The organism is Nocardioides sp. T2.26MG-1, from assembly GCF_950101795.1.
In the GTDB taxonomy this organism is placed as follows: domain Bacteria; phylum Actinomycetota; class Actinomycetes; order Propionibacteriales; family Nocardioidaceae; genus Nocardioides.
Genome location: NZ_CATNLZ010000037.1, coordinates 187893 through 212887, shown reverse-complemented (window position 1 = coordinate 212887; position 24995 = coordinate 187893). Strand labels below are relative to the sequence as shown.

Annotated in this window: 23 protein-coding genes; 2 read left to right on the top strand and 21 right to left on the bottom strand. The window is 72.1% G+C overall.

Translation table 11 applies throughout. From position 1 onward, the window contains the following. The first annotated feature begins 35 nt into the window (after window positions 1-35). Both QQZ14_RS25020 and ybaK read left to right on the top strand, forming a co-directional pair. Window positions 36-701, top strand: a complete 666-nt coding sequence (locus QQZ14_RS25020) for an LON peptidase substrate-binding domain-containing protein (RefSeq protein WP_284537158.1) — start codon at window positions 36-38, stop codon at window positions 699-701. Window positions 702-825: 124 nt separating this feature from the next. Further along, window positions 826-1311, top strand: coding sequence for a Cys-tRNA(Pro) deacylase (gene ybaK, locus QQZ14_RS25015; RefSeq protein WP_284537157.1), 486 nt, complete (start codon window positions 826-828; stop codon window positions 1309-1311). 4 nt (window positions 1312-1315) lie between these two features. Here the strand turns inward: ybaK and QQZ14_RS25010 are convergent, their stop codons facing one another. The 21 genes from QQZ14_RS25010 to QQZ14_RS24910 form a co-directional block, all read right to left on the bottom strand. After that, window positions 1316-2986, bottom strand: coding sequence for a DUF3352 domain-containing protein (locus QQZ14_RS25010; RefSeq protein ID WP_284537156.1), 1671 nt, complete (start codon window positions 2984-2986; stop codon window positions 1316-1318). A 9-nt stretch (window positions 2987-2995) separates the two neighbouring features. After that, the gene (locus QQZ14_RS25005; RefSeq protein WP_284537155.1) at window positions 2996-3595 is read right to left on the bottom strand and encodes a hypothetical protein; all 600 of its coding nucleotides are present in this window, start codon (window positions 3593-3595) and stop codon (window positions 2996-2998) included. Continuing rightward, window positions 3592-7152 (bottom strand): DNA polymerase III subunit alpha, encoded by a 3561-nt coding sequence (dnaE, locus tag QQZ14_RS25000; protein WP_284537154.1) that lies wholly within the window; start codon window positions 7150-7152, stop codon window positions 3592-3594. Before dnaE ends, QQZ14_RS25005 begins: the two co-directional genes overlap by 4 nt. 159 nt (window positions 7153-7311) lie before the next feature. Beyond that, window positions 7312-8007, bottom strand: coding sequence for a GNAT family N-acetyltransferase (locus QQZ14_RS24995; protein ID WP_284537153.1), 696 nt, complete (start codon window positions 8005-8007; stop codon window positions 7312-7314). Continuing rightward, window positions 7997-8935, bottom strand: a complete 939-nt coding sequence (locus QQZ14_RS24990; RefSeq protein WP_284537152.1) for an RluA family pseudouridine synthase — start codon at window positions 8933-8935, stop codon at window positions 7997-7999. The genes QQZ14_RS24995 and QQZ14_RS24990 overlap by 11 nt, the downstream gene beginning before the upstream one ends. Then, window positions 8932-9513, bottom strand: a complete 582-nt coding sequence (lspA, locus tag QQZ14_RS24985) for a signal peptidase II (RefSeq protein WP_284537151.1) — start codon at window positions 9511-9513, stop codon at window positions 8932-8934. Before lspA ends, QQZ14_RS24990 begins: the two co-directional genes overlap by 4 nt. Next, window positions 9486-10304 carry a TraR/DksA family transcriptional regulator gene (locus tag QQZ14_RS24980; RefSeq protein ID WP_284537150.1) on the bottom strand — a complete coding sequence of 273 codons (819 nt, stop codon included), beginning with the start codon at window positions 10302-10304 and terminating at the stop codon, window positions 9486-9488. Before QQZ14_RS24980 ends, lspA begins: the two co-directional genes overlap by 28 nt. Window positions 10305-10489: 185 nt before the next feature. Further along, window positions 10490-11251, bottom strand: a complete 762-nt coding sequence (locus QQZ14_RS24975) for a DivIVA domain-containing protein (RefSeq protein WP_284537149.1) — start codon at window positions 11249-11251, stop codon at window positions 10490-10492. Window positions 11252-11345: 94 nt separating this feature from the next. Beyond that, window positions 11346-11639 (bottom strand): YggT family protein, encoded by a 294-nt coding sequence (locus QQZ14_RS24970; protein ID WP_284537148.1) that lies wholly within the window; start codon window positions 11637-11639, stop codon window positions 11346-11348. Window positions 11640-11648: 9 nt separating this feature from the next. Then, window positions 11649-12158, bottom strand: coding sequence for a cell division protein SepF (locus QQZ14_RS24965; RefSeq protein ID WP_284537147.1), 510 nt, complete (start codon window positions 12156-12158; stop codon window positions 11649-11651). Window positions 12159-12217: 59 nt separating this feature from the next. After that, entirely contained in the window at window positions 12218-12946 is a 729-nt protein-coding gene (locus QQZ14_RS24960; protein WP_284537146.1) for a YggS family pyridoxal phosphate-dependent enzyme, read from the bottom strand. Beyond that, complete coding sequence (locus QQZ14_RS24955; protein WP_284537145.1) at window positions 12943-13638, bottom strand: polyphenol oxidase family protein; 696 nt, start codon at window positions 13636-13638, stop codon at window positions 12943-12945. Before QQZ14_RS24955 ends, QQZ14_RS24960 begins: the two co-directional genes overlap by 4 nt. Next, window positions 13635-14843: a cell division protein FtsZ gene (ftsZ, locus tag QQZ14_RS24950; protein ID WP_284537144.1), complete on the bottom strand. Its 1209-nt coding sequence runs from the start codon at window positions 14841-14843 to the stop codon at window positions 13635-13637. The genes QQZ14_RS24955 and ftsZ overlap by 4 nt, the downstream gene beginning before the upstream one ends. 208 nt (window positions 14844-15051) lie before the next feature. Continuing rightward, the gene (locus QQZ14_RS24945; protein ID WP_284537143.1) at window positions 15052-15801 is read right to left on the bottom strand and encodes a cell division protein FtsQ/DivIB; all 750 of its coding nucleotides are present in this window, start codon (window positions 15799-15801) and stop codon (window positions 15052-15054) included. Beyond that, window positions 15794-17134, bottom strand: coding sequence for a UDP-N-acetylmuramate--L-alanine ligase (locus tag QQZ14_RS24940; protein WP_284537142.1), 1341 nt, complete (start codon window positions 17132-17134; stop codon window positions 15794-15796). Before QQZ14_RS24940 ends, QQZ14_RS24945 begins: the two co-directional genes overlap by 8 nt. After that, complete coding sequence (gene murG, locus QQZ14_RS24935; RefSeq protein WP_284537141.1) at window positions 17131-18231, bottom strand: undecaprenyldiphospho-muramoylpentapeptide beta-N-acetylglucosaminyltransferase; 1101 nt, start codon at window positions 18229-18231, stop codon at window positions 17131-17133. The genes QQZ14_RS24940 and murG overlap by 4 nt, the downstream gene beginning before the upstream one ends. Window positions 18232-18241: 10 nt before the next feature. Further along, entirely contained in the window at window positions 18242-19495 is a 1254-nt protein-coding gene (ftsW, locus tag QQZ14_RS24930) for a putative lipid II flippase FtsW (protein ID WP_284537140.1), read from the bottom strand. A 30-nt stretch (window positions 19496-19525) separates the two neighbouring features. Then, complete coding sequence (gene murD, locus QQZ14_RS24925) at window positions 19526-21004, bottom strand: UDP-N-acetylmuramoyl-L-alanine--D-glutamate ligase (protein ID WP_284537139.1); 1479 nt, start codon at window positions 21002-21004, stop codon at window positions 19526-19528. Then, window positions 21004-22098 carry a phospho-N-acetylmuramoyl-pentapeptide-transferase gene (gene mraY, locus QQZ14_RS24920; protein WP_284537138.1) on the bottom strand — a complete coding sequence of 365 codons (1095 nt, stop codon included), beginning with the start codon at window positions 22096-22098 and terminating at the stop codon, window positions 21004-21006. The genes murD and mraY overlap by 1 nt, the downstream gene beginning before the upstream one ends. Beyond that, window positions 22095-23495 carry a UDP-N-acetylmuramoyl-tripeptide--D-alanyl-D-alanine ligase gene (locus tag QQZ14_RS24915; RefSeq protein ID WP_284537230.1) on the bottom strand — a complete coding sequence of 467 codons (1401 nt, stop codon included), beginning with the start codon at window positions 23493-23495 and terminating at the stop codon, window positions 22095-22097. Before QQZ14_RS24915 ends, mraY begins: the two co-directional genes overlap by 4 nt. Further along, window positions 23492-24991: a UDP-N-acetylmuramoyl-L-alanyl-D-glutamate--2,6-diaminopimelate ligase gene (locus QQZ14_RS24910; protein WP_446740523.1), complete on the bottom strand. Its 1500-nt coding sequence runs from the start codon at window positions 24989-24991 to the stop codon at window positions 23492-23494. Before QQZ14_RS24910 ends, QQZ14_RS24915 begins: the two co-directional genes overlap by 4 nt. Window positions 24992-24995 lie beyond the last annotated feature (4 nt).

Genomic DNA, 24995 nt, shown 5'->3' with positions numbered 1-24995 from the left:
CGGACCGGCGACGGTGGCTGGACTACGTTGGCAGCGTGCCCGAGCCGCTGCCGATGTTCCCGCTGAACGCGGTGCTGTTCCCGGGGGTCAGCGTCCCGCTCACGGTGTTCGAGGACCGGTACCGCGCGCTGGTGCACCACCTGCTGCGCATCGAGGACCCGGCGGCCCGGGTCTTCGGGTCGGTCGGGATCCGCGAGGGCTACGAGGTCGGCGACCACGGCGCCCAGTCGCTGTACCGCGTCGGCTGCCGGGTGCAGCTGACCGACGTCGAGGCCCATCCCGACGGCACCTTCGACATCGTCGCCGTCGGGCAGGAGCGGATCCGGCTCGACCGGCTCGACGCCACCGGCCTGTTCCCGGTGGGGCACATCACCGAGCTGCCCGACCCGGAGGCCCCGGTGTCCGAGGCCGTCCTGGAGCAGGCCCGGGTGGCGTTCACGGCCTACCGGGCGGCGCTGGCCGACATCCGGGCGGACCCCTACAGCGGGGCGCTCCCCCGTGACCCGACGTACCTCTCGTGGACGCTGTCGGCGGTCGCGCCGCTGCCGATGCCCGAGCGTCAGGCGCTGCTCGAGGCCGAGGACGCCGCGGTCCGGCTGGTGCTGGTCACCGACCTGCTGCGCACCGAGCTGCGGGCGATGAACGTGATCCCGTCCCTCCCGGCCACCGAGGTGGCCCGCACAAGGTGGAGCCCCAACTGAGCGAGCGAGCAGTGGCACGCGAGGAATGAGCGTGCCGCGTCGCGAGCGAAGATTGAGCAAGCGACGCGACTGAGGAACGAAGTCGCGCGAGCGCGTCGAAATCCAGTCAGCTGAGTGGAGCGGTATGCCCAGGAAGACAACCGGAAGCACGCCCGCCACGGTGACCCTCACCAAGGCCGGCATCCCCTACACGGTCCACGAGTACGACCACGACCCGCGGGCGACGTCGTACGGGCTGGAGGCCGCCGAGGCGCTCGGGCTGGACCCCGGGTGTGTCTTCAAGACGCTGCTGGCCAGCGCCGACGGCAAGCTGGTCGTCGGGATCGTCCCAGTCTCCCAGCAGCTCGACCTCAAGGCGCTCGCCCGCGCCCTGGGCGCGAGCAAGGCCACGATGGCGGACGTGGCGGCCGCCGAGCGGGCGACGGGGTACGTCGCGGGCGGGATCTCGCCGGTCGGCCAGAAGCGCCCGCACCCGACCGTGCTCGACGAGAGCGCGCCGGCCCACGAGGTCGTCTACGTGTCCGGCGGCCGCCGGGGCCTCGACCTCGGCATCGCGCCCGCCGACCTGGTGCGGGTGACGGGCGCGACGGTGGCGCGGATCGCCCGGTAGCCCGTCAGTCGGTCGTGACCCGCAGCACCGCGTGGCTCACGCCGTCCTCGAGCCAGGCGCTGACGCCCAGGCCCTCGAGCGGCTCGAGGTTGTCGGCGACCTCCGGGTCGTCCTCCGCGAGGCCGGCGAGCCAGTCGCCGGCGTCGAAGTTCACGAAGACGACGGCGGCCGCATCGTCGGCCTCGCGCACGACGTTGTCGAACACGTCCGAGTCACCGAGCCCGCCGTCGTCGAGCAGCCGCTCGCGGTAGTCGCCGTCGGGGCCGATCGCGATGACGTCACCGTCGCTGTCGCTGCCGAGGGCCGACTCGGCGCCGCCCATCTGGGGGCGGAGCTTGTCGAGCACGGACTCGATCGCGTCGGGGTCGCCCTGCACCTTGAGCCCGACCGGCACCCCGCTGCCGTCGGCGGAGTTCACGAACGTCTCCAGGTCGAAGTCGCTGCCCAGGGCGAGCGCCGCGGAGTCGCCCATCATCGTCTCGACGTCGTCGGGGAGGTCGAGGCCCGACTCGGCCGAGAGCTCGTCGAGGAGCTCGTCGGCGGACATCCCGCCGACCTGGCTCGACACCTGGTCCATCAGGTCGCCGAACCATCCGTCGGCGAACCCGATGCCGATCGCGGCGGCGGTGTCCTCGGGCAGCGTCGCGAGCACGTCACCACCCCGGTCGGCGTCCTTGAGCGCGTCCTGGGACGTGCCGGGGTCGGCCGCGAGCTCGAGCTCGAGCGACCCGTCGTCGAAGCGGACGGTCGCCGCCATGCCCTGGAAGTCCTCGAGCGCCGTGGTGACCTCCGTGGGCGTGAGCGGCGCCAGCTCGCCGGTCGGTCCTGGGACCGCCTCGTCAAGGCCCTGCGTCAGGGGCATCAACCCGTTGAGACTGTCGGCGAAGAGCTTGCCGGCCTCGGGGGCGACGTAGAACGTCGCGATGCCGGCGTCGCCGGCCGCGTCGGTCCAGCTCTGGTATTCCTCGTCGTCGGACAACGACGTGTCGGCCGCGTCGTCGGCGATCCCGTCGACGATCTCCTGGGTCTCGCCGAGCAGCGCCCAACCGTCGTGGATCGTCCAGGCGCCCTCGGCGGAGCCGTCGCCGCCGTCACCGTCGGCGCTGCACTCCTTGATCTTGGCCATGCCCTGGTCGGCCCGGTCCTCGTCGGTGACCTGCAGCACGAACACCGGGGACGGGGTGTCCTCACCGGTGTCGACGGCCGCGACGGCCATCCGGTCACCGAGCCAGGGCTCCACGTCGTCGCCGTAGTCGAGGTCCTCGCACGCACCCGTGCCCTGGATCTCCTCGAAGATCCGCTGCCGGATGTCGTCGTCGGTCTCCAGGCCGATGTGGTCCTTGAAGGCGGGGAACTTGCGCAGCGTCCGGAGCGCCTCGATCTTCTGCCCGCCGCTCGGGTCGAGGTCGATGCTCGCGTAGACGACCGTCGACGCCGGCAGCGCCTCGGCCGGCTGGGGTCCGGTGGCGAAGAACGACCAGGCCGCCCAGGCGCCGGCTCCGATGCCCGCCAGGACGACGACCGAGCCGACGGCGATCAACGCCGTACGCCTGCCACCACCGCCGCCGGACGGGCCGCTCGGCGGCGGGATCGGGCGGCCGCTGCCGCTCTCGAGGTACTCCGGGCTGTTGGTCACGAGAATCCCCCATGCGTCGTTCGCGGACCGATCGTCCACGGCGGGAGCCTACCCGGCGCGGTGGGGATGGTCGTGGCGGTGAGCGTCGGGGTGGGCACTGTGGTGACCGTGGTCGTCGAGCGGGTGCCGCCGCCCGGCGGAGAGCCCGAAGAACACCAGCGTCAGGGCCACCAGCGCCCCGGCGGGCATCGAGATCCACGGCGTACGGCGGGACACCTCGAGCCGGCCGGGCAGGTGCGTGCCGTCCTTCGCGGTCGCCGCGAGGTGCACGGGGTCGGGGGGTCCGAGCGCGGCACCCACCTCCAGCATCAGCCAGGTGCCGAGCACCGAGCCGATGACCACGGCGAGCAGCGTCAGCAACGGGACCCGGTCGAGGAACATCGCGACCACGCCACCCGCGAGCAGGCCGGCGACGGTGGCGATGACCACGAACCACCCGGTGCCGGAGAACTGGCCGCGCAGGCCCGCCTCGTCCTCGGCCAGCCACTTGTGGTCGACGACCACGCCGACCGGCGCGGTCCACAGCCACTCCCACACGACCCCCGCGAGGGCTCCGGCGGCCCCGAGCACGAGCACGCCGATCGCCGCCTGCACCAGCCCGGGCCGCAGGGAGGCACCCCTGGATCGCGCATGCCCGGGGCCGCTCACCCCGTCAGGCACCCAGGCCCCAGCAGCTGCTTGAGGTCGGCGAACAGCGCCGGGCTCGGGGTGACCCGGAGCCGGTCGTCGAGGCGCATGACCAGGGTCTCCTCACGGGTCAACAGTCGCAGGCGCACCTCGGTCACGCCCGGGTGGGTGCCGAGCACGTCCTTGAGCTGCTCGACCACCGGGGGCGTGCACCGGGTCGACGGCAGGCTGATCACCACCGGGCCCGAGGGCCCGTCGGAGAGGTCGGGGACGGTGACCTCCTGGCCGTGGATCTCGGGCTGGTCCTTCTGCCGCGAGAGCCGGCCCTTGACCGTGATGATCGCGTCCTCGACCAGGTGCGGCCCGGCGAGCTGGTAGGCGCTCGGGAACAGCAGCACGTCGATCGCGCCGTCGAGGTCCTCGACGGTGATCATCGCCCAGGCGTCGCCGCGCTTGGTGATCTTGCGCTGCACGCCGGTGATCAGGCCGCTGATCGTGACGGGCGTGCCGTCGGCGCGGTCCTCGTCGAGCATCAACTGCCCGATCGTGCAGTCGCTGCTGTTGGCGAGCACGTGCTCCAGACCGAGCAGCGGGTGGTCGGAGACGTAGAGGCCGAGCATCTCGCGCTCGTGACCGAGCAGCGTGGTCTTGTCCCACTCGTCGATCTCGGGGATCGTCACCGTGATGCCGAAGCCGCTGCCCGCGGCGTCGTCGAGCCCGCCGAACAGCGAGTCCTGGCCGATCGCCTCGTTGCGCTTGATGTCGACGTACTGGTCGACCGCCGTCTCATGGATCGCCACCAGCGCCCGGCGCCGGTGCTTCATCTCGTCGAAGGCGCCGGCCTTGACCAGCGACTCGATCACGCGCTTGTTGCAGACCAGCGCCGGGACCTTCTCCATGAAGTCGTTGAAGTCGGCGTAACGACCCTTCTCCTCGCGCGCCGCGACGATGCCGTCGACGACGTTGCTGCCGACGTTGCGGATCGCCGTCAGGCCGAAGCGGATGTCGTTGCCGACCGGGGTGAAGTCGGCCGCGGACTCGTTGACGTCGGGCGGCAGCACCTGGATCTTCATGCGCCGGCACTCGTTGAGGTAGATCGCCGACTTGTCCTTGTCGTCGCGCACCGAGGTCAGCAGCGCCGCCATGTACTCGGCCGGGTAGTTGGCCTTGAGATAGGCGGTCCAGTAGGAGACCAGGCCGTACGCCGCCGAGTGGGCCTTGTTGAAGGCGTAGTCGGAGAACGGCAGCAGGATGTCCCACAGGGTCTTGACCGCGGCCTCGGAGTAGCCGCGCTCGCGCATGCCGGCGGAGAAGCCGGCGTACTGCTTGTCCAGCTCCTCCTTCTTCTTCTTGCCCATCGCCCGGCGCAGGATGTCTGCCTGTCCGAGGCTGTAGCCGGCGAGCTTCTGCGCGATCGCCATGACCTGCTCTTGGTAGACGATCAGGCCGTAGGTCTCGCCCAGGATGTCCTTGAGCGGCTCGGCCAGCTCGGGATGGATCGCCTCGACCGGCTCGCGCCCGGTCTTGCGCCGGGCGTACTTGTTGTGGGAGTCGGCGCCCATCGGCCCGGGCCGGTAGAGCGCGCCGACCGCGGAGATGTCCGCGAAGCAGTCGGGGCGCATGCTGCGCAGCAGCGCCCGCATCGGGCCGCCGTCGAGCTGGAAGACGCCGAGGGTGTCGCCGCGCTGGAGCAGGGAGTACGTCGCCTCGTCGGTGAGCGGGAGCTCCTCGAGGACGATCTCCTCGCCACGGTTGGCGCGGATGTTCTTGACCGCGTCGTCGAGCACGGTGAGGTTGCGCAACCCGAGGAAGTCCATCTTGATCAGGCCGAGGCCCTCACAGGTGGGGTAGTCGAACTGCGTGATCATCGCGCCGTCGGCGGGCCGCTTGAGCAGCGGGATGATGTCGATGAGCGGCTCGCTCGACATGATCACGCCGGCCGCGTGCACGCCCCACTGGCGCTTGAGGCCCTCGATGCCGATGGCGGTGTCGACGACGCGCTTGACGTCGTTGTCGCCGTCGTAGAGCGAGCGGAACTCGCCGCCCTCGCCGTAGCGCTTGTGGGCCGGGTCGAAGATCTCCTTGAGCGGGACGTCCTTGCCCATGACCGAGGCCGGCATCGCCTTGGTGATGCGGTCGCCCATCGCGAAGGGGTAGCCGAGGATGCGGGAGGAGTCCTTGACCGCCTGCTTGGCCTTGATCGTGCCGTAGGTGACGATGTAGGAGACCCGGTCGTCGCCGTACTTTTCGGTGACGTACTTGATCACCTCGCCGCGCCGGCGCTCGTCGAAGTCGATGTCGAAGTCGGGCATCGAGACGCGGTCGGGGTTGAGGAAGCGCTCGAAGATCAGGCCGTGCTCGAGCGGGTCGAGGTCGGTGATGCGCATGGCGTAGGCGACCATCGAGCCCGCACCCGAGCCGCGGCCAGGCCCGACCCGGATGCCGTGGTCCTTGGCCCAGTTGATGAAGTCGGCGACCACCAGGAAGTAGCCCGGGAACCCCATCGAGGTGATCACGCCGACCTCGAACTCCGCCTGCTTGCGGACCGCGTCGGGTACGCCGTTGGGGTAGCGGACCTTCAGGCCCCGCTCGACCTCCTTGACCAGCCAGGAGTCCTCGTTCTCCCCCGGCGGGCAGGGGAACCGTGGCATGTAGGTGCCGTTGCCCTCGGTGAACGACACGTCGCACCGCTCGGCGATCAGCAGCGTGTTGTCGCACGCCTCGCGCAGGTCGTACTTGTCGACCCAGAGCGCGCGCATCTCGGCCGGCGACTTGATGTAGTAGCCGTCGCCGGAGAACGCGAACCGCTGGCCGGGGCCGTCGCCGGCCGGGATGTCCATCGTCGAGCCGGAGTTGATGCACAGCAGGTGCTCCTGCGACGGAGCGTCCTCGCGCATGACGTAGTGGGAGTCGTTGGTCGCCAGCAGCGGGATCTGCAGGTCCTTGGCGAGGCGCAGCAGGCCGTCGCGGACGCGGTTCTCGATGTCGAGCCCGTGGTCCATCAGCTCGAGGAAGTAGTTGTCCTTGCCGAGGATGTCCTGGAACTCGCCGGCGACCTTGCGTGCCGCGTCGTACTGGCCGTAGCGCAGGTGGACCTGCACCTCGCCGGACGGGCAGCCGGTGGTGCCGATGATGCCCCGGCCGTGCTGCGCGAGCAGCTCGCGGTCCATCCGCGGCTGCTTGAAGAAGCCGTCCCGCCACGCCCCGGTGGAGAGCCGGAACAGGTTGTGCATGCCCTCGGTCGTCTCGCTCAGCAGCGTCATATGCGTGTAGGCGCCGCGCGCCGAGACGTCGTCGGGGCCGCCGTCGTAGAAGTTGACGCCCTTGCGCTCGAACCGGGAGATGTTGGGGGTGAAGTAGGCCTCGATGCCGATGATCGGCTTGACCCCGGCGGCCTTGGCCTTGCGGTAGAACTCGTGCGCCCCGAACACGTTGCCGTGGTCGGTCATCGCGATGGCCGGCATCCCCAGCTCCGCCGTGCGCTCCGCCAACGCCCCGAGCCGGGCGGCCCCGTCGAGCATGGAGTACTCGGTGTGGACGTGGAGGTGGACGAAGGAGTCCTGGGAGCCTGTCGCCATCGTCGCGGGCCACTCCTCGATGTGCTCAGCGGGAACTCGTGTGCGGGCATGCGGGACCAGAGCCACGGGCGAGCGCGGCGCCGATCAGGGGAAGGGGACCACCCTAACCCGCCCGCGGAACCCATCGTGGCAGCAACCGCCGACAAGGTCGGGAGGGGCCTATCGGTCGACCGTGTCCAGGCTCTCGGTGATGATCGTGTGCACGATCCGGGCCAGCCGGTCGGCGCCGAGGACGGGGGCGCGCAGCGCCATCGCCTCGGCGATGGCGCGCTCCCGCTGCGGGTCTCGGGATTGCTCCGGCTTGTGCGCCTGGACCGCCCTCGTCAGGGCCACCCGCCGGGCCAGCAGGTCGCCGAGCTGCTCGTCGACCTCATCGATCAGTCCACGGAAGAACGCCAGCGGCTCGGCCCCCGGCCAGGCCATCCGGAGGTCGGGCGAGCGCTCCTCGTTGGCCGAGCCGTCGGTGCGCTCGAGCTCGACCAGCCCACGGTGGCGGTAGAACGTGCGGGCCGGCTCGTTGCTCTCGAACACCCACAGGCAGAAGCCGCCGGGACGGCTGGCCTTCACAAGGTCGAGGAGGGCGGTGCCGATGCCCTGGCCGGCGTGGGTGGGCAGCACATAGAGGTCGTCGAGCCACGTGTCGGTGAGCCGCACGTAGCCGACGACCTCGCCGCCGGCCTCCGCGACCCACGCCTCGTCCTCGCGGAGCCTCGCCGCGAGCCAGTCGCGGACCTCATCGTCCTCGTGCACGGGCGGCGGCATCGCCGCGGCCCGGCGGCTGGCCAGGTGCACCTCGGCCACCGCGGGTGCGTCCGCCTCCGTGGCGGGCCGCAGGAGAAGCTCGCTAGTCGGCATCGCGGATCACCTCGAGCGCGTGCGCGAGGTCCTCCGGATACTCCGACTCGTACTCCACGTGCTCGCCGCTGTCCGGGTGCTCGAACCCGAGGCGTACGGCGTGCAGCCACTGTCGCTCGAGCCCGACCCGCTTGGCCAGCGACGGGTCGGCGCCGTACGTGAGGTCGCCCACGCACGGATGCTTGAGCGCGGCCATGTGCACCCGGATCTGGTGGGTGCGGCCGGTCTCGAGGTGGATCTCGAGGAGGCTCGCGAACCGGTGCGCCTCGAGCGTCTCGTAGTGGGTCACGCTGTGCCGGCCGTCGGCCATCACCGCGAACTTGTAGTCGGCCTTGGGGTGCCGCCCGATCGGCGCGTCGATCGTGCCCTCGTGCGGATCGGGGTGCCCCTGCACCAGCGCGTGGTAGACCTTGTCGACCGTGCGGTGGCGGAACGCGTTCTTGAGCACCGAGTAGGCGTGCTCGGACTTGCAGATCACCATGACGCCCGAGGTGCCGACGTCGAGCCGCTGCACGATCCCCTGCCGCTCCGACGCCCCGCTGGTGGAGATCCGGAAGCCGGCGCCGGCGAGGTGCCCGACGACGGTCGGCCCCGACCATCCCGGAGACGGGTGCACCGCGACCCCGACCGGCTTGTCGATCACCACGATGTCGTCGTCGTCGTGGATGATCTTGATCCCCTCGACGATCTCCGGCACCACCGCGAGCGGGTCGGCCTCGATCGGGATCGTCACGTCCACCACCGATCCCGGCAGCACCCGGTCGCTCTTGCCGACGGGCGCACCGTCGACGAGCACGTGTCCGGCGGCGATGAGATCTGCACCGCGGGTCCGCGAGAGCCCGAACATCCGCGCGAGTGCGGCGTCGACGCGCTCCCCCGCGAGCCCCTCGGGCACGGAGAGCACCCGGTGGTCGGCGCCCCGGCTCATGCGGACTCCTCCGTCGTGCGCTCCTTCGGCACGCGGGTGCCGTCGAGCCGGATCCCGCGGTAGACCTGCACGAGGATCAGCGCCGCCGCGGTGTCGATGCAGATGTCGGCCACGTTGAACACCGGCCAGTGCGGGAGCATGAAGAAGTCGATGACGTGCCCGCGCAGCGGGCCGGGCGAGCGCAGCAGCCGGTCGGTGAGGTTGCCCCCCACGCCGGCGAGCAGCAGGCCCAGCGCGACCGCCCACCCGGTGCTGCCGATGCGGCGGGCGAGGTAGAGCAGCACCAGCACGGCGGCGATCGCCACGCCGCTGAGGACCTCGGTGTACGCCGTGCCTGTGCTGAACGCGGCGCCGGGGTTGCGGACCAGGTGCAGCTGGAAGAGGTCGCCGACCAGCTGCACGTCCGGCCGGTCGGTCAACCGGTCGACGGCCACGACCTTGGATACGACGTCGACGGCGTACGCCGTGAGCGCCACCGCGGCGAAGACCAGCAGGCGGGTCCGCGGACGGCGGGTCGGGTCGGTCGGGGCCGGATCGGTCTGGTCGCCGGTCAGCGACGTTCCTCGCGCTGCTTGCATGTCATGCACAGTGTGGCACGCGGGAACGCCATGAGCCGCATCTTGCCGATGGGGTTGCCGCAGGACTCGCACACGCCGTAGGTGCCGTCGTCGATGCGGCTCAGGGCCCGCTCGATCTGGGCCAGCTTGTCCCGCTCGCTGTTGAGCACGGTGAGCTCGTGGTCACGCTCGAAGCTGGTCGCGCCAAGGTCGGCCTGGTCCTGGCCGGCACCGTCGCCGGAGTCGCGCATCAGGCCGTTGAGCTCGCTCTCCTGCTCGTCGACGACCTCCTGGCTGTGCGCCCGCTGCTCGTGCAGCTCGTCGAGCACCTCCTTGAGCTCGGCCTTGGTCCACGCGGCCTCGCCCTCCTGGACGACCAGCGCGCTGACCGGGGCCTTCTTCGCCGGGGTCTTCTTCGCCGGGGCCTTCTTCGCCGGGGCCTTCTTCGCGGGGGCGGCCTTGGTTGCGGGCGCCTTCTTCGCCGGGGCGTTGGTCACAGGAGCTGCCTTCTTGGCCGGGGCCTTGGTGGTGGCCGGGGTCGTCTTCTTCGCGGGGGTGGTCTTCTTCGCGGGGGTGGTCTTCTTCGCGGGGGTGGTCTTCTTCGCGGGGGTGGTCTTCTTCGCGGGGGTGGTCTTCTTCGCGGGGGTGGTCTTCTTCGCGGGGGCGGTCTTCTTCGCGGGGGCCACCTTCTTCGCGGGGGCCGCCTTCTTGACCGGCTCGGTCTCCGCCTTCTTGGCCGGTCGGCGCGCGATCACCTTGCGGGCGGCCGATGCCGCCTGGCCAGCGAGCGACTTCCTCGTGGAGCGAGCCATGGTCGGGCCTCCTTGGGCCTCGGGACTGTGGCTGCAGCCACAGGTGTGCGTGGAGGGTAGCCGGTGAGCCCAAGCCCCTCCAATGCGGCACACCGTGAAGACCCCGAACACCCGGGAACGCGAACTGCGGCCGCCCCCCGAAGGGGCCGGCCGCAGCAGCGTGCGTACGTCGTCGAGGCAGCGACTCAGGAGTCGTCCTCGCCCAGGATCGAGCGCAGGCGCTTGGGCGCCGGAGCGTCGTCGCCGGAGGCGATCGGGGCGTCGGTCGGCCCGCTCAGTGCCTCCAGCTGCTGGGTGAAGTAGCTCTTGAGGCGGGAGCGGTACTCGCGCTCGAAGGAGCGCAGGTTCTCCACCTCGCCGTTGAGCTTGTCGCGCTCCTTCTCCAGGTCGCCGAACATCTGGCGGCGGCGCTCGGCGGTCTCGGAGTCGAGCATCTGGGCACGGGTCCGGGCGTCGGACTCCATGCGGTCCGCCTTGGACTTGGACTCCGACTCGAGGCGCTCGGCCTTGGTGCGCGCCTCTCCGACGATCTTGTCGGCCTCGTTCTTCGCCTCCTCGACCAGCTCGTCGGCGTTGCGCGTGGCGATCTCGAGCAGCCGGGCCGCGGCGTTGGACGCCTGGGGCACGGTCTCGACCCGGATGGTCTCCACCGGGCTCGCGGCGACGACCGGGGCCGGCGCGACGACCGGCGTGGGCTCGGGCGTGGGCTCGGGGGCCCGCTCCTCCACGCGGGGCTGCGGGGCGGGCTCGGAGACCGCACCCGACCCCTGCGCGGCGGCGAGCTTCGACCTGAGGTCGTCGTTCTCCTTCGTGAGTCGCGCCAGCTCGGCCTCCACCTCGTCGAGGAACTGGTCGACCTCACCCATGTCGTAGCCCTCACGGAGCCGGACGGGAGTAAAGCGCTTGTTGCTCACGTCCTCAGGCGTCAGCGGCATGACCTCACCCATTCATAGATCGTCAAAGTAACTGTCGGTCGAACAATAGCGCTTGCACCGGGGCCCGGCGCATTGCCAGGGGCACCCCCGGAGCTGCGTCTCCGGTCTAGTTCAACATGATCTCCCGGTTGAGCTGGAGGAGCACGTAGGCCGCGATCATCACGATCAGGAAGCTCAGATCGAGCGAGATGCTCCCGATCCGCAGCGGCGGGATCACCCGGCGCAGCGCCTTGATCGGTGGGTCCGTCGCGGAGTAGACGCCCTCGAGGAGCACGAGCATCACCCCGCGCGGGACCCACGCCCGGGCGAAGATCTGCACCCAGTCCACGACGAACCGGATCCAGAGCAGGGCGATGAAGACCCAGAGGACGATCTCGATGACCGACCCGACCGCATGCACGTGTAGCCCTCAGCTCTGGTTGAAGAATCCGCCCTCAGCGATGCGCTGCTTGTCCTCAGCGGCGACCGAGACGTTGGCCGGCGAGAGCAGGAAGACCTTGTTGGTGATGCGCTCGATGGTGCCACGGGTCGCAAACACGAGCCCGGCCGCGAAGTCGACGAGACGCTTGGCGTCCGAGTCGTCCATCTCGGAGAGGTTCATGATCACCGGAGTGCCCTCGCGGAAGTTCTCTCCCACGGTGCGCGCCTCGTTGTAGGTGCGGGGGTGCAGGGTCGTGATGCGGGACAGCTCAGCCACCACTCCGGTCGGGCCCGTCGCCGGACGGCGGCGCTCGGACAGGTCTGACACGGGCGCCGGACGGCTCTCCCGCCTCGGCGAGCGGACGGCGACCGGAGCGGTCTCCTGGGTCTCGTAGTCCCCGGCCCGGTGGTCGTACTCGTCGCCGTACTCGTCGTCGTACCGGCCGGTGTCCTCGAGCAGGCCGAGGTACTCGCCGATCCTGCGCATCGCGCCGCTCATGACTGTTGTCCTCCGGAACTCCGCGCCCCTTGCGGGACGCACTCTTGGTGTCTTGGACCCTACTTGAACTTCGGCCGCGGACCGAGGACCGCGGAGCCTATGCGCACGTGTGTCGCGCCGACCCGTACGGCGTCCTCGAGGTCGCCGCTCATGCCCGCCGAGAGCCACCCCGCGTCCGGGTGGTCGACGAGGAACTCGCGGCGGATGGCAGCCAGGTGGGCGAACGCCGCGGCCGGCTCCTCGCCCCCCGATCCGGGCAGCGGCGCCACCGCCATCAGCCCGCGCAGCCGCAGGTGCGACGACTGCGCGACCGCGGCGGCGAGCGTCGGCAGGTCGTCCGGGTCGGCCCCGGAGCGACCCTCCGCGCCGGGCGGGTCCAGGCTGACCTGGAGCAGCACGTCGACGACGTGCCCGCGCCGCTCGGCGCCCCGCTCGAGCGGCGCGACGAGCTTGGCCCGGTCGACCGACTCGACGACGTCGGCGTACGCCGCGACCGCCGCGGCCTTGTTGCTCTGGAGGCCGCCGATGAAGTGCCAGCGCAACCCGAGGTCGGCACACTCGGCGGCCTTGGCCTCGGCCTCCTGGTGCCGGTTCTCCCCGACGTCGGAGACGCCCAGCTCGGCGAGCAGGCGCACGTCGGAGGCGGGGAAGAACTTGGTGACGACCACCAGCTGCACGTCGGCCGGGTCCCGGCCCGCGTCGGCGCAGGCCGTGGCGATCCGGCCGTGCACGGTCTCGAGGCCGGCCGCGATCTGGTCGCGGCGGGTGGTGCCGTCAGCGCCGTTCATGCCGCCCTCCAGATGACGCCGGCCATCCGCCCGGCATCGGCTCCGTCGCGTCGGTAGGAGTGGAGGGCCGGGAGCTCGCGGGTGCAGCCCCCGACCTCGACCACGGCGCAGTCCGCAGCGTCGAGCTGGGCCCGCACCCCGGCGCCCAGGTCGAGCGCGGGCGTGTCCCAACTGGTGGTGGCGTGGGTCTCCGGCACCGCGGCCGCGACCTCGGCGCGCATGCTCTCGGGCACCTCGTAGCAGCGCCCGCAGATGTGCGGCCCGACCCAGGCCCGCACCCGGTCGGCGCCGAGTGCCCGGAGCCGCTCGACCGCGGCCGGCACGATCCCTCGGCGTACGCCCTCGCGTCCGGCGTGCACCGCCCCGACGGCGCCGGTGTCCGCGGCCAGGAGCACCGGCACGCAGTCGGCGGCGCGGGTGAGCAGGGCGCGTCCGGGCTCGGTGGAGAGCAGCGCGTCGACGTGCGGGTCCCAGGTCGGCGCGTCCCACTCCTCGACCACGAGCACGTCGGTGCCGTGCACCTGGTGCATGAGGTACGGCGTCGCCCCCGTCACCGCCGCGAGCTCGGCGAGCGCGGCGTCGCGCGTCGCCGGCGGCGCCAGGTCGCCGAGGTCGAGGCGCCGCTCGGTGAAGCCGACCGACACCGTGCCGGCCGGCCCCAGGAGGAGGGTGTCGTGGTAGAGGAACGTCACTTCAGGAAGTCGGGGATGTCCAGGTCGTCGTCGTCGAACTGGACCTGTCGCGGCGCCGGGCGCGTGGCCGCGTCCGGCGTGGTGCCGCCCTGGGGACGCGCCTGCGCACCCGCGGGCACGCGCTCCTTGGACTGGGCGTCACCCGACGCCGGGGACCCGGCCGGGGCCGCGGACCTGGTCTCCTGCTGGGACTGGGCGGGCGCCGGGGCCTGCTTCGGCTCCCGGCGCAGCACCGTGCCCTCGCCGCTGCGCTTGGGCATGCCGCCGTCGAACCCGGCCGCGATCACCGTCACCCGGACCTCGTCGCCCAGGGCGTCGTCGATCGTGGCGCCGAAGATGATGTTGGCGTCGACGTGCACGGCCTCCGCGACCAGGGCCGCGGCCTCGTTGATCTCGAAGAGGCCGAGGTCGGAGCCGCCGGCGATCGAGAGCAGCACCCCGTGGGCGCCGTCGATGCTGGCCTCGAGCAGCGGGCTCGAGACCGCCATCTCCGCCGCGGCCACCGAGCGGTCCTCACCGCGTGCGGAGCCGATGCCCATCAGGGCCGAGCCGGCGTTGGACATCACGGACTTGACGTCGGCGAAGTCGAGGTTGATCAGGCCCGGGGTCGTGATCAGGTCGGTGATGCCGGAGACGCCCTGGAGCAGCACCTGGTCGGCCTGCTTGAACGCGTCGAGCACCGAGACGTTGCGGTCGCTGATCGAGAGCAGCCGGTCGTTGGGGATCACGATGAGGGTGTCGACCTCCTCGCGCAGCCCGGCGATGCCCTCCTCGGCGGACGTGGCACGGCGGCGTCCCTCGAACGCGAACGGCCGGGTCACGACGCCGATGGTCAGCGCCCCGAGCGACCGGGCGATCCGGGCCACGACCGGCGCTCCGCCGGTGCCGGTGCCGCCGCCCTCACCGGCGGTCACGAAGACCATGTCGGCCCCCTTGAGGACCTCCTCGATCTCGTCGGCGTGGTCCTCGGCGGCGCGGGCGCCCACCTCGGGGTTGGCGCCGGCGCCGAGGCCGCGGGTGAGCTCGCGGCCGATGTCGAGCTTGACGTCCGCGTCGCTCATCAGGAGCGCCTGCGCGTCGGTGTTGATCGCGATGAACTCGACGCCCTTGAGCCCGACCTCGATCATCCGGTTGACGGCGTTGACGCCGCCGCCACCGATGCCCACGACCTTGATGATGGCCAGGTAGTTCTGCGCTGCTGCCACGGCGGATTCGCCTCTCGCTGCTCGGGTGCGGGATGAACGGGTGCTTCGGGATGTCGGGGAAGCGGCTCGGTGTGTCGGAACTCTTACCCTCAGCCTGAGGGTTATAGTTATGTCAACCTCGCCGTGGTGACGAGACTAGGCAGCGCACACCGCCAGATCGTGGCGACACGCCCAACCCGTGTCGACCCGCCCGAAACTTTCGGGCGGGTCAACCGTGCGTGGTCGGTCGCCCGGGGACGCTCACGTCGTAGTGCGGAGCCTTCGGGGCCGCGGCGAGCAGGTCGGCGAGCACCCGGGCCTTGAGCTCGGAGTCGTCCGCGCTCCCCCACTCGACGCTGCGCCCGTCGCGCAGCTCCAGCGAGATCTCGTCGATCGTCGCGACCTCGACGTGGTCGACCTTGGCCTGCAGGTCCGTGGGCAGCGAGCCGGCCACGAGCGCGGCCTCGCGCAGCGCGTCGCTGCTGGTCGGTCCGCCGGTCTCCACTCGGGGCAGCCCGGCCGGCGGCTGGGCGTAGTCGCGGAACACGACCCCCTGGTCGTCCATGCCCTTCAGCTGCCCGCCGATCTCGACCACCGCGACGGCGACCCGCTCCTCGACCTCGATCAGCACCTGGTCGGGCCACTGGCGCGACACGTCGGCGGACCGCACCGGCGCGAGCGCCTCGACCCGGGACCGGATCCGGTCGAGGTCGACGCGCGCCAGCGCCTCGCCCTCGGGCACCGCGGCCGCCTCGCGGACCTCGGCCGCGCTGAGCTGGTCGACCCCGTCGACCTCGACCCCCGACACGGAGAGCCAGGAGGAGAAGTACACCGCCCAGATCCCACCGGTCACCAGTGCGACCAGGACGACCACGGCGACGACGTACCGCCAGGCCAGCCAGCGGCGGGCCCACTGGCGGCGCGCGAAGCGGCGCCGGGTCCGCTCCGCGGGGTCGCGCGGGGCGCCGCGCCTAGCCATCGAGCAGGTCCAGCACCCGCGGCCCGATCTGGGTGATCGTGCCGGCACCGAGCGTGAGCACCAGGTCGCCGGGGCGAGCCCGGGACACGAGCTCCGCGGCGACGTCGTCGAAGGCGGGGACGAAGGCGACGCGCTCCGCGGGCAGGGGCACCGCGGCCGCGACCAGCGCGCCGGTCACCTCGGGGTCGGCGTCCTCGCGGGCCAGGTAGACGTCGAGCACCACCACCTCGTCGGCCGCCCCGAGCGCCTCGCCCATCGCGGTGCCGAAGATGCGGGTGCGGGAGACGAGGTGCGGCTGGAACGCCACGACCACGCGGCCGGAGCCGGCGATCGCCCGGGCCGACTGGAGGTCGCCGGCGATCTCGGTCGGGTGGTGGGCGTAGCTGTCGTAGACCCGTACTCCCCCGGCCTCGCCCTTGAGCTCCATGCGCCGCTTGGTGCCGGCGTACGACGCCAGGCCGCGCCTCAGGTCGTCGGCGGCGAAGCCGAGCTCGACGCCGGCGGCCAGCGCCGCGAGGGCGTCGGCCAGGTAGTGCTCCCCCGGCGACCAGAGCGTGACGCCGTCGAGCGCCGCCGGCTCGCGGGCCGAGACCAGGACGACGCGCCGCCCGGCGGCGCGGTGGCGTGCGGCCAGCGCGGCCGCGCCGGGGTCGTCGCCGACGCAGACCAGGAAGCCGTCGGGGTCGAGGGTGTCGGCGAACTCGTCGAACGCCGCGGCGTACGCCTCGGGCGTGCCCCACTGGTCGAGGTGGTCGGCCTCGATGTTCGTGACGACCGCGGCGTAGGGCGAGTAGTGGAGGAACGCGCCGTCGCTCTCGTCGGCCTCGGCGACGAACAGGTCGCCGGTGCCCTCGGCGGCGTTGACCCCGGTCGCGGCCAGGTCGCCGCCGATCGCGTACGTCGGGTCCGCGCCTGCCGCCTGCAGCGCGACCGTGAGGAGGGAGGTCGTCGTGGTCTTGCCGTGGGTGCCGGCGACGGCGACCACCCGGCGCCCGGCCATCACCGCGGCGAGCGCCGCGGAGCGCGGCAGCACGCGGAGCCCCTGGCGCACGGCCTCGGCGTACTCCGGGTTGTCCTCGCGCACCGCGGTCGAGACCACGAGCGTGTCGACGTCGTGGACGTGCCCGGCGTCGTGGCCGAGGTGCACGCGGGCGCCGAGCGCCCGCAGCGACTCGAGGGTCGGGGAGTCGGTGCCGTCGCTGCCGCTGACCGCGATGCCGCGGGCCAGCATGATGCGGGCGATGCCGGACAGGCCCGCGCCGCCGATGCCGACGAAGTGGACGCGTCCGAGGCGGTCGGCGGGCAGCACCTCGTCGGGGACGGGGACCCTCATCCGCGGGCCGGACCTTGGGCGACCTCGAGGACGATCCGCGCGACCCGCTCGTCGGCGTCCCGCGGGATGACCTCGGCCGCGGCCGCACCCATCGCGGCGAGCCGGCCGGCGTCGGCGGCCAGCTGGGGCACGGTGCCGGCCACCCAGTCCGTGGTGAGGTCGGCGTCGTCGACGAGGATCCCGCCACCGGCGGCCACGACGGACTCGGCGTTCTTGCGCTGCTCGCCGTTGCCGATCGGCAGCGGCACGTAGATCGCCGGCAGCCCGACGGCTGCGGCCTCGGTGACGCTGTTGGCGCCGGCGCGACAGATCGCGAGGTCGGCCGCGGCGAACGCCAGGTCCATCCGGTCGATGTACTCCACGACGACGTACGGCACGTCGGACGGCCCGGAACCCGGCAGCGCGGGCGCGGCCCCGCCGTGCTTGCCCTCGGCGTGCAGCACCTGCACCCCCACGGCCGCCAGCGCACCGGCGGCGCCGGAGACCGCCTGGTTGAGCCGGCGGGCGCCCTGAGAGCCGCCGGTGACCAGCAGCGTGGGGCGGTCCGGGTCGAGGCCGAAGAACTCGCGGGCCTCGGCCCGGCGGGCCGCCCGGTCGAGGCCGGAGATCATCGGGCGGATCGGCAGGCCGACGTACTCGGCCCTGGGCAGGGGGGTGTCGGGGAAGCTCACCAGCACCCGCCGCGCGAACCGCGCGCCGGCCTTGTTGGCCAGGCCCGGGACGGTGTTCTGCTCGTGGATCACCAGCGGGACCGGGCCCTTGCGGACCGCGAGGTAGAGCGGCATCGAGACGTAGCCGCCGTAGCCGACGACCACGTCCGGGCGGACCCGGTCGAGCACGGCCCGGGTCTCCTTGACCGCCGCGCGGAGCCGGGCCGGGACCTTGAAGAGGTCGGCGTTCGGCTTGCGCGGCAGCGGCACCGGCGGGATCAGCTCGAGCGGGTAGCCGGCCTCGGGGACCACGCGGTTCTCGAGCCCGCGCGGGGTCCCGAGACAGGTGATCTCGACGTCGGGGCGCAGGCGCCGCAGGGCGTCGGCGGTGGCGAGCAGGGGCGAGGTGTGGCCGGCGGTGCCGCCGCCGGCGAGGAGTACGCGCATCGCGGACAGCCTAGGCGCGGGCCGACAGCCCGGCGGAGCGGGCCTTCTTGCGCTGGGCGAGCGCTCGGGCCGCCTCGGGCTCGCGACGGGCGAAGCCGATGAGCAGGCCGAGCGCGACGAGTGACGGCACCAGCGCGGAGCCGCCGTACGACACCAGCGGCAGCGGGATGCCGATCACCGGCAGCAGCGCGAGCACCATGCCCACGTTGATGATCATCTGCCCCAGCAGCCAGACCACGATGCCGAACGTCGTGTAGCGCACGAACGTGTCCTGGGTGTGGGCGGCGACCCGCACCGCGGCGTAGGCGATCGTGAGGAACAGCACGATCACCAGCAGCGTGCCGACCAGGCCGAGCTCCTCCCCCAGCACCGCGAAGATGAAGTCGGTGTGCGCCTCGGGGAGGTTGCCCCACTTCTGCTGGCTGGCGCCGATGCCCTGGCCGAAGACGCCGCCGTGCGAGAGCGCGTAGAGGCCGTGCGCGGGCTGCCAGCCGGCGTCGTGGAAGTCCTTGAACGGGTCGGCGAAGTTGGTCAGCCGCTCGCGCCGCTCCGTGCTGGTCGAGGCCAGCCAGATCGCGACCACCCCGATGAACGACATCGAGCCGGCGAAGAGCCGTCCGGGTGCGCCGACCACCCAGAGCATCGCGAGCATGATCGCCATCAGCACCAGCGCGGTGCCGAGGTCGTGGCCGACGACGACGAGCCCGATCACCAGGAGCATGCCGGGCACGACCGGCACGAACACCTCGTGCAGGCTGCCGAGGCGCTTCTCCTTGCGGGCGTAGACGTGGGCGGCCCACAGCACGATCGAGAGCTTCGCGATCTCGGCCGGCTGGACCACGAACGGCCCGACGCCCAGCCAGTTGGTGTTGCCGTTGACGGTCCGGCCCAGGCCGAGCTGGGTGAGCGCGAGCAGCACGATCGCGACCGCCAGCGCCAGCCAGGCGAAGCGGCGCAGGAACGAGTGCGGCAGCCGGGAGGCGATCCAGGCGCACGGGATGCCGATCAGCACCCACATCAGCTGGCGCTCGACCACGGCGTAGGAGCTGCCGTTCTTCTCGTAGGAGTAGACGCTCGAGGCGCTCAGCACCATGATCAGGCCGATGGTGAGCAGCAGCGCCGACGCGCCGAGCAGCAGGTAGTAGGCGGTCAGCGGCCGGTCGAGCGCGTGGCGCACGGCGGCGTACCAGCCGAGCGCGGTCGAACGACGGCGGGGCAGGTCCCGGGACAGCCCGGACACGTCGTCGGGGTTCGCGGTGGTCATGCCCACCCCCTCCCGTCGGGTCCTCGGCTCCTACAGCCTGCGTCGTACGGCGTCGGCGAACGCGTCGCCACGTTCGGCGTAGTTGGTGAACATGTCCATGGAGGCGCAGCCGGGAGCCAGCAGGACCGTGTCGCCGGGTCGGGCCAACTCGGCTGCTGCTCCCACCACGCGCTCCATGGAGGCACGTCCACCGTGGTGGTCCCCAGTCTCACCGCCGTCGACCACGATGACCGGCACATCCGGCGCGTGTCGCGAAAGCGCCCCGGCGATCACGTCGCGGTCGCGGCCGAGCAGCACCACGCCCCGCAGCCGGCCGCGGACGGCGAGCACCAGCTCGTCGAAGCTGGCCCCCTTGGCCAGCCCGCCGGCGATCCACACCACCGGGTCGTAGGCCTGCAGCGAGGACTGGGCGGCGTGCGGGTTGGTGGCCTTGGAGTCGTCGACCCAGGTGATGCCGTCCCGCTCGGCCACCACCGCAATCCGGTGCCCGTCGGGACGGAAGGACCGCAGCCCGTCGCGCACCGCGGCCTGCGAGACCCCGTGGGCACGGGCCAACGCGGCCGCCGCCAGCGCGTTCGCGACGTTGTGGGGGGCGGCCCCTGCCGGTGAGTGGAGTGCCAGGTCGGAGATCGTGCACAGCTCGGCGGCGCTGGTGTCGCGCTGCTCGATGAACGCCCGGTCGGCCAGGATGTCCTCGACCAGCCCGACCATGCCGACGCCGGGCATGCCGAGGGTGAACCCCACGGCGCGGGCGCCCTCGTGCACGTCGGCCTCGCGGACCAGCCGCTCGGTCTCGGGGTCGGCGACGTTGTAGACGCAGGCGCGCTGGACGCGCTCGTAGATGCGGCCCTTGTCGGCGGCGTAGTCGCGCATCCCGGTCGGCCCGGAGTACCAGTCGAGGTGGTCCTCGGCGACGTTGAGCACCGCGGCCGCCTCCGCGCTCATCGAGTCGGTGTAGTGCAGCTGGAAGCTGGACAGCTCGACCGCGAGCACGTCGTACGGCTCGGGGTCCATCACGGCCTCCACGATCGGGAGGCCGACGTTGCCGACGGCCATGCTGCGCAGCCCGGCGGCACGGAGGATCGCGTCGAGCATCTGGACGGTGGTCGTCTTGCCGTTGGTGCCGGTCACGCACAGCCACGGGCTGTGGTGGTCGGGGTCGCGCAGCCGCCAGGCGAGCTCGACCTCGCCCCAGATCGGTACGCCGCGCTCACGCGCCTGGGCGAGCAGCGGGGCCGTCGGCCGCCAGCCGGGCGAGGTGATCAGGAGGTCGACGCCGTCGGGCAGCACGGCGGTGGCCCCGGCCCCGAGGCGCACGTCGGCGCCGAGCACCTCGAGCAGCTCGGCCTTGGCCGGCCGGTCGTCGGCGTCGGACTCGTCGAGGGCGACGACGCTCGCGCCGAGGTGGTTGAGGTTGTCGGCAGCGGCGAAGCCGGACACGCCGAACCCGGCGACGACGGCGCGGACCCCCTCCCACGAGTCGTGGCGGCCCAGGCTGGTCGGGTCCATCAGATACCGGCTACCCATTCTGCGTAGAAGATGCCGAGGCCGGCCGCAACGCACAGGCCGGTGATGATCCAGAACCGGATCGTCACCGTGACCTGCTCCCAGCCGAGCATCTCGAAGTGGTGGTGGATCGGGGCGATGCGGAACACGCGTCGCCCGGTGCCGGTCAACCGCTTGGTGACCTTGAAGGTGGTGACCTGGAGCATGACCGAGACCGTCTCGAGCACGAACAGGCCACCGAGGATGATCAGCAGCAGCTCGGTGCGGGTCAGGATCGCCAGGCCCGCGAGCGCACCGCCCAGCGCCAGCGACCCGGTGTCGCCCATGAAGATCGCGGCGGGCGAGGCGTTCCACCACAGGAACCCGAAGCAGGCGCCGGTGATCGCGGCCGCCACCACGGCGAGGTCGAGCGGATCTCGGACCTCGTAGCAGAGCGTCGGCTGGTCCAGGCCGGTCTGCCCGCACCACTGGTTGTTCTGCCAGATGTTCACGAGCATGTAGGCGCCGAACACCATGACCGAGGCACCGGTCGCGAGCCCGTCCAGCCCGTCGGTGAGGTTCACGCCGTTCGAGGTGGCCGCGACGATCAGCCAGATGAGCACGACCACGACGACGGTCGGCAGGGTGATCCAGCTGATGTCCCGGATGAACGAGACGTGCTTGGACGCCGGCGTCTGGCCGCGGAAGTCCTCGAGCCACGGGGAGAGCGACAACGACCCGAACACCACCGCGACGACCGTCAGGCCTATCATCTTCGCCTTGCTGCGCAGGCCGAGCGAGCGCTGCTTGGAGATCTTGATGAAGTCGTCGAGGAACCCGACCAGGCCGGTGCCGACGAACAGGAACAGCAGCAGCAGTGCGGACGCGCTGGGCGCGTGCCCGGTGATGAGGTTCGCGCCGAAGTAGCCGATCAGCGTCGCGAGGATGATCACGACGCCGCCCATGGTGGGCGTACCCCGCTTGGTGTGGTGACTGGTCGGTCCGTCGTCGCGGATCTCCTGGCCGTAGCCCCACTTCGTGAACTGGTGGATCGCGACGCGGGTCCCGAGAAGCGAGATCAGCAGGGCCAGGCCACCTCCGAACAGGATGGCTCTCATGGCGTGCTTCCGTCTCCCTCCACCTCGGACTCCACTTCGATCTCCAGGTCGGGATCGAGCAATGCGTCGGCGACCACCCAGAGGCCGACGCCGTGCGACGCCTTGACGAGGACCACGTCCTCGGGCTCGACATTCTCGCGCAACCACTCGATCGCCTCGGCCGGGTGCTCCGCGACCAGGGCATCGCCGGACCAGGCGGCCACGGCCTCGAGGCCCTCCACGATGCCCCCGGCGGCCGCGCCCACCACGACGACGAGGTCGGTCCCGAGCCGGGCGGCCGCCCGGCCGACCTGGACGTGGCCCTTGAACGACTCCCGGCCGAGGTCGAGCATCTCCCCGAGGACCGCCACGGTACGCCGGTGGCGGCGGTGCCCGATGATCGCCAGCGCCTCGAGCGCGGCGGTCGCCGAGGCGGGGTTGGCGTTGTAGGCGTCGTTGACCACGATCAGCCCGTCGTCGCGCTCGTGCATCTCCATCCGCATCGGGGAGGACGCCGTCGCGGCGGAGAGCGCCGTCGCGATCCGGTCGAGCGGGACACCGACGGCCAGCGCCATCGTCGCGGCGGCGAGCGCGTTCTGGGCCTGGTGCAGGCCGGTCTGCTGCAGCCGGACCTGGTGCCACTCGTCGGCGTACCCGATCTCGAACGACACCCGGCCGAGGTCGTCGACCTCCGTACCCCGCTCGCTGACGTCGGCGTCGTCGGGGCCGAACGTGAGCACGTGGGCCTGGGTGCGCGACGCCATCGCCGCGACCAGCGGGTCGCCGGCGTTGAGGACGGCGGTGCCGTCGGACGGGAGCGCCTGGATGATCTCGCCCTTCGCGAACGCGATCGAGTCGCGGCTGCCGAACTCGCCGATGTGGGCGGTCCCGACGTTCAGCACCGCCGCGACCTGCGGCGGTGCGATCTCGCAGAGGTGCCGGATGTGGCCGATCCGGCGCGCACCCATCTCGAGCACGAGGAACCGGGTCTCGGCGTGGGCCCGCAGCACGGTGAGCGGCAGCCCGAGCTCGTTGTTGAAGCTGCCGTCGGTGGCGACGGTGGAGCCCTCGGGCCGGAGCAGGTGCGCGAGGTAGTCCTTGGTGCCGGTCTTGCCCTGCGATCCGGTCACCGCGAGGACGGTCGCGTCGAGGCGGCGCACCACGTAGGCGGCCAGCTTGCCGAGTGCGACGACCGGGTCGCGGACCACGACGGTGGGCGCCTCGGTCGCCGAGCTGCCGAGGACGGCGTGCGCGCCGGCGGCGTAGTCGTGCCCGTCGACGTGCTCACCGACGACGGCCACGAAGAGCCCGCCGGGGACGGCCTTCCGGGTGTCGACGTACGCCGGAGCGTCGACGACGATGTCGGGGTCGCCGACGACCTGGCCTCCGACCACCTTGGCGATCTTGCCCAGCGTCATCGCGAGCACGCGATCTCCTCTCGCACTACGTCGCGGTCATCGAAGGGGTGGACCACTCCGGCGACCTCCTGTCCGGTCTCGTGTCCCTTGCCGGCCACCAGGACGATGTCGCCCGGCCGGGCGCGGCGCAGCGCCTCGCGGATCGCGGCGCGCCGGTCGCCGACCTCGATCGCCTCGCCGGTCTCGACGCCGGCGAGCATGGCGGCCCGGATGGCGGCCGGGTCCTCGGTTCGTGGGTTGTCGTCGGTCACGACGAGTAGATCGGCCAGCCGAGCGGCGATCTCAGCCATGATGGGGCGCTTCCCGGGATCGCGGTCCCCGCCGGCACCGAGGACGACGATCACCTGCCCCGAGGTCAGGGGACGCAGGGTGCGGATCGCCGCCGCGACCGCATCGGGCTTGTGGGCGTAGTCGACGACCACGACGAAGTCCTGCCCGGCGTCCACCCGCTCCAGACGCCCGGGCACGCCGCCGCTCGCGGCGATCCCCGCGGCGACCGCGGCGGCGTCCAGGCCCGCCTCGGCGGCCGCGGCGACCGCGGCCAGGGTGTTGGCCACGTTGAAGTCACCGGGCAGGGGGCACCGGGCCGCGACCCGGTCGCCGGCGGGCGTCGTGATGACGAACGCCGAGCCCTCGGCGCTCAGCTCGACGTCGGAGGCCCGCCAGTCGGCGTCCGCGCCCGTCGCCGAGAAGGTGCGCAACGGGATCGTGGCGCGCTCGAGCAGCAGCCTGCCGTGCTCGTCGTCGATGTTGACCAGCCCGAGCCGGGCCCGCTCCGGCGTGAGCAGCGACGCCTTCGCCTCGAAGTAGTCGTCCAGGTCGCGATGGAAGTCGAGGTGGTCACGCCCCAGGTTGAGGAACACCGCGACGTCGAAGACCACGCCGTCCACGCGGCCCATCACGAGCGCATGGCTGGACACCTCCATCGCGCAGGCCTTCACGCCGCGCTCGCGCATCATCGCGAACAGCCCGTGCAGGTCGGGTGCCTCGGGCGTGGTCAGCGTGGTCCGCACGTCCTCGCCGGCCACCCGGGTCCCGACCGTGCCGATCACCGCGGCCGGCACACCGATGTGCTCCAGCCCACTCTCGGCCAGGCGCGTGGTGGTGGTCTTGCCCTGCGTGCCGGTGACGCCGACCATCCGCATCGAGGCCGCAGGCTCGCCGTAGATCCTGGCCGAGAGCCGGCCGAGCACCGCACGCGGGTCCTCGACCACCAGGAGGGGTACGCCGAGGGCCCCGGCCGCTGTCGCGCCCGCGTGGTCGGTCAGCACCGCGACGGCACCCGCCTCGACGGCCGCGTCCATGAACTCGATGCCGTGTGCGCGGGTCCCGGGCAGGGCGGCGTAGACGTCGCCGGACCGGACCCGCTGCGAGGACAGCGAGATGCCGGTGACCTCGATCCCCGAGCCGTCACCGTGGACCTCGGCGGCCGCCCACTGCGCCACGGTCGCGAGCGGGGTCCGCTGCGGCCGCACGGGTCGGGTCGAGTCGCTCACCACG

Excerpts from the sequence above, each read along its gene's own strand:
- ybaK (WP_284537157.1), top strand. The coding sequence starts at position 826 with ATGCCCAGGAAGACAACCGGAAGCACGCCCGCCACGGTGACCCTCACC.
- dnaE (WP_284537154.1), bottom strand. The coding sequence starts at position 7,152 with ATGGCGACAGGCTCCCAGGACTCCTTCGTCCACCTCCACGTCCACACC.
- QQZ14_RS24995 (WP_284537153.1), bottom strand. The coding sequence starts at position 8,007 with ATGCCGACTAGCGAGCTTCTCCTGCGGCCCGCCACGGAGGCGGACGCA.
- QQZ14_RS24990 (WP_284537152.1), bottom strand. The coding sequence starts at position 8,935 with ATGAGCCGGGGCGCCGACCACCGGGTGCTCTCCGTGCCCGAGGGGCTC.
- lspA (WP_284537151.1), bottom strand. The coding sequence starts at position 9,513 with ATGCAAGCAGCGCGAGGAACGTCGCTGACCGGCGACCAGACCGATCCG.
- QQZ14_RS24980 (WP_284537150.1), bottom strand. The coding sequence starts at position 10,304 with ATGGCTCGCTCCACGAGGAAGTCGCTCGCTGGCCAGGCGGCATCGGCC.
- QQZ14_RS24975 (WP_284537149.1), bottom strand. The coding sequence starts at position 11,251 with ATGGGTGAGGTCATGCCGCTGACGCCTGAGGACGTGAGCAACAAGCGC.
- QQZ14_RS24965 (WP_284537147.1), bottom strand. The coding sequence starts at position 12,158 with ATGAGCGGCGCGATGCGCAGGATCGGCGAGTACCTCGGCCTGCTCGAG.
- QQZ14_RS24960 (WP_284537146.1), bottom strand. The coding sequence starts at position 12,946 with ATGAACGGCGCTGACGGCACCACCCGCCGCGACCAGATCGCGGCCGGC.
- QQZ14_RS24945 (WP_284537143.1), bottom strand. The coding sequence starts at position 15,801 with ATGGCTAGGCGCGGCGCCCCGCGCGACCCCGCGGAGCGGACCCGGCGC.
- QQZ14_RS24940 (WP_284537142.1), bottom strand. The coding sequence starts at position 17,134 with ATGAGGGTCCCCGTCCCCGACGAGGTGCTGCCCGCCGACCGCCTCGGA.
- murG (WP_284537141.1), bottom strand. The coding sequence starts at position 18,231 with ATGCGCGTACTCCTCGCCGGCGGCGGCACCGCCGGCCACACCTCGCCC.
- ftsW (WP_284537140.1), bottom strand. The coding sequence starts at position 19,495 with ATGACCACCGCGAACCCCGACGACGTGTCCGGGCTGTCCCGGGACCTG.
- murD (WP_284537139.1), bottom strand. The coding sequence starts at position 21,004 with ATGGACCCGACCAGCCTGGGCCGCCACGACTCGTGGGAGGGGGTCCGC.
- mraY (WP_284537138.1), bottom strand. The coding sequence starts at position 22,098 with ATGAGAGCCATCCTGTTCGGAGGTGGCCTGGCCCTGCTGATCTCGCTT.
- QQZ14_RS24915 (WP_284537230.1), bottom strand. The coding sequence starts at position 23,495 with ATGACGCTGGGCAAGATCGCCAAGGTGGTCGGAGGCCAGGTCGTCGGC.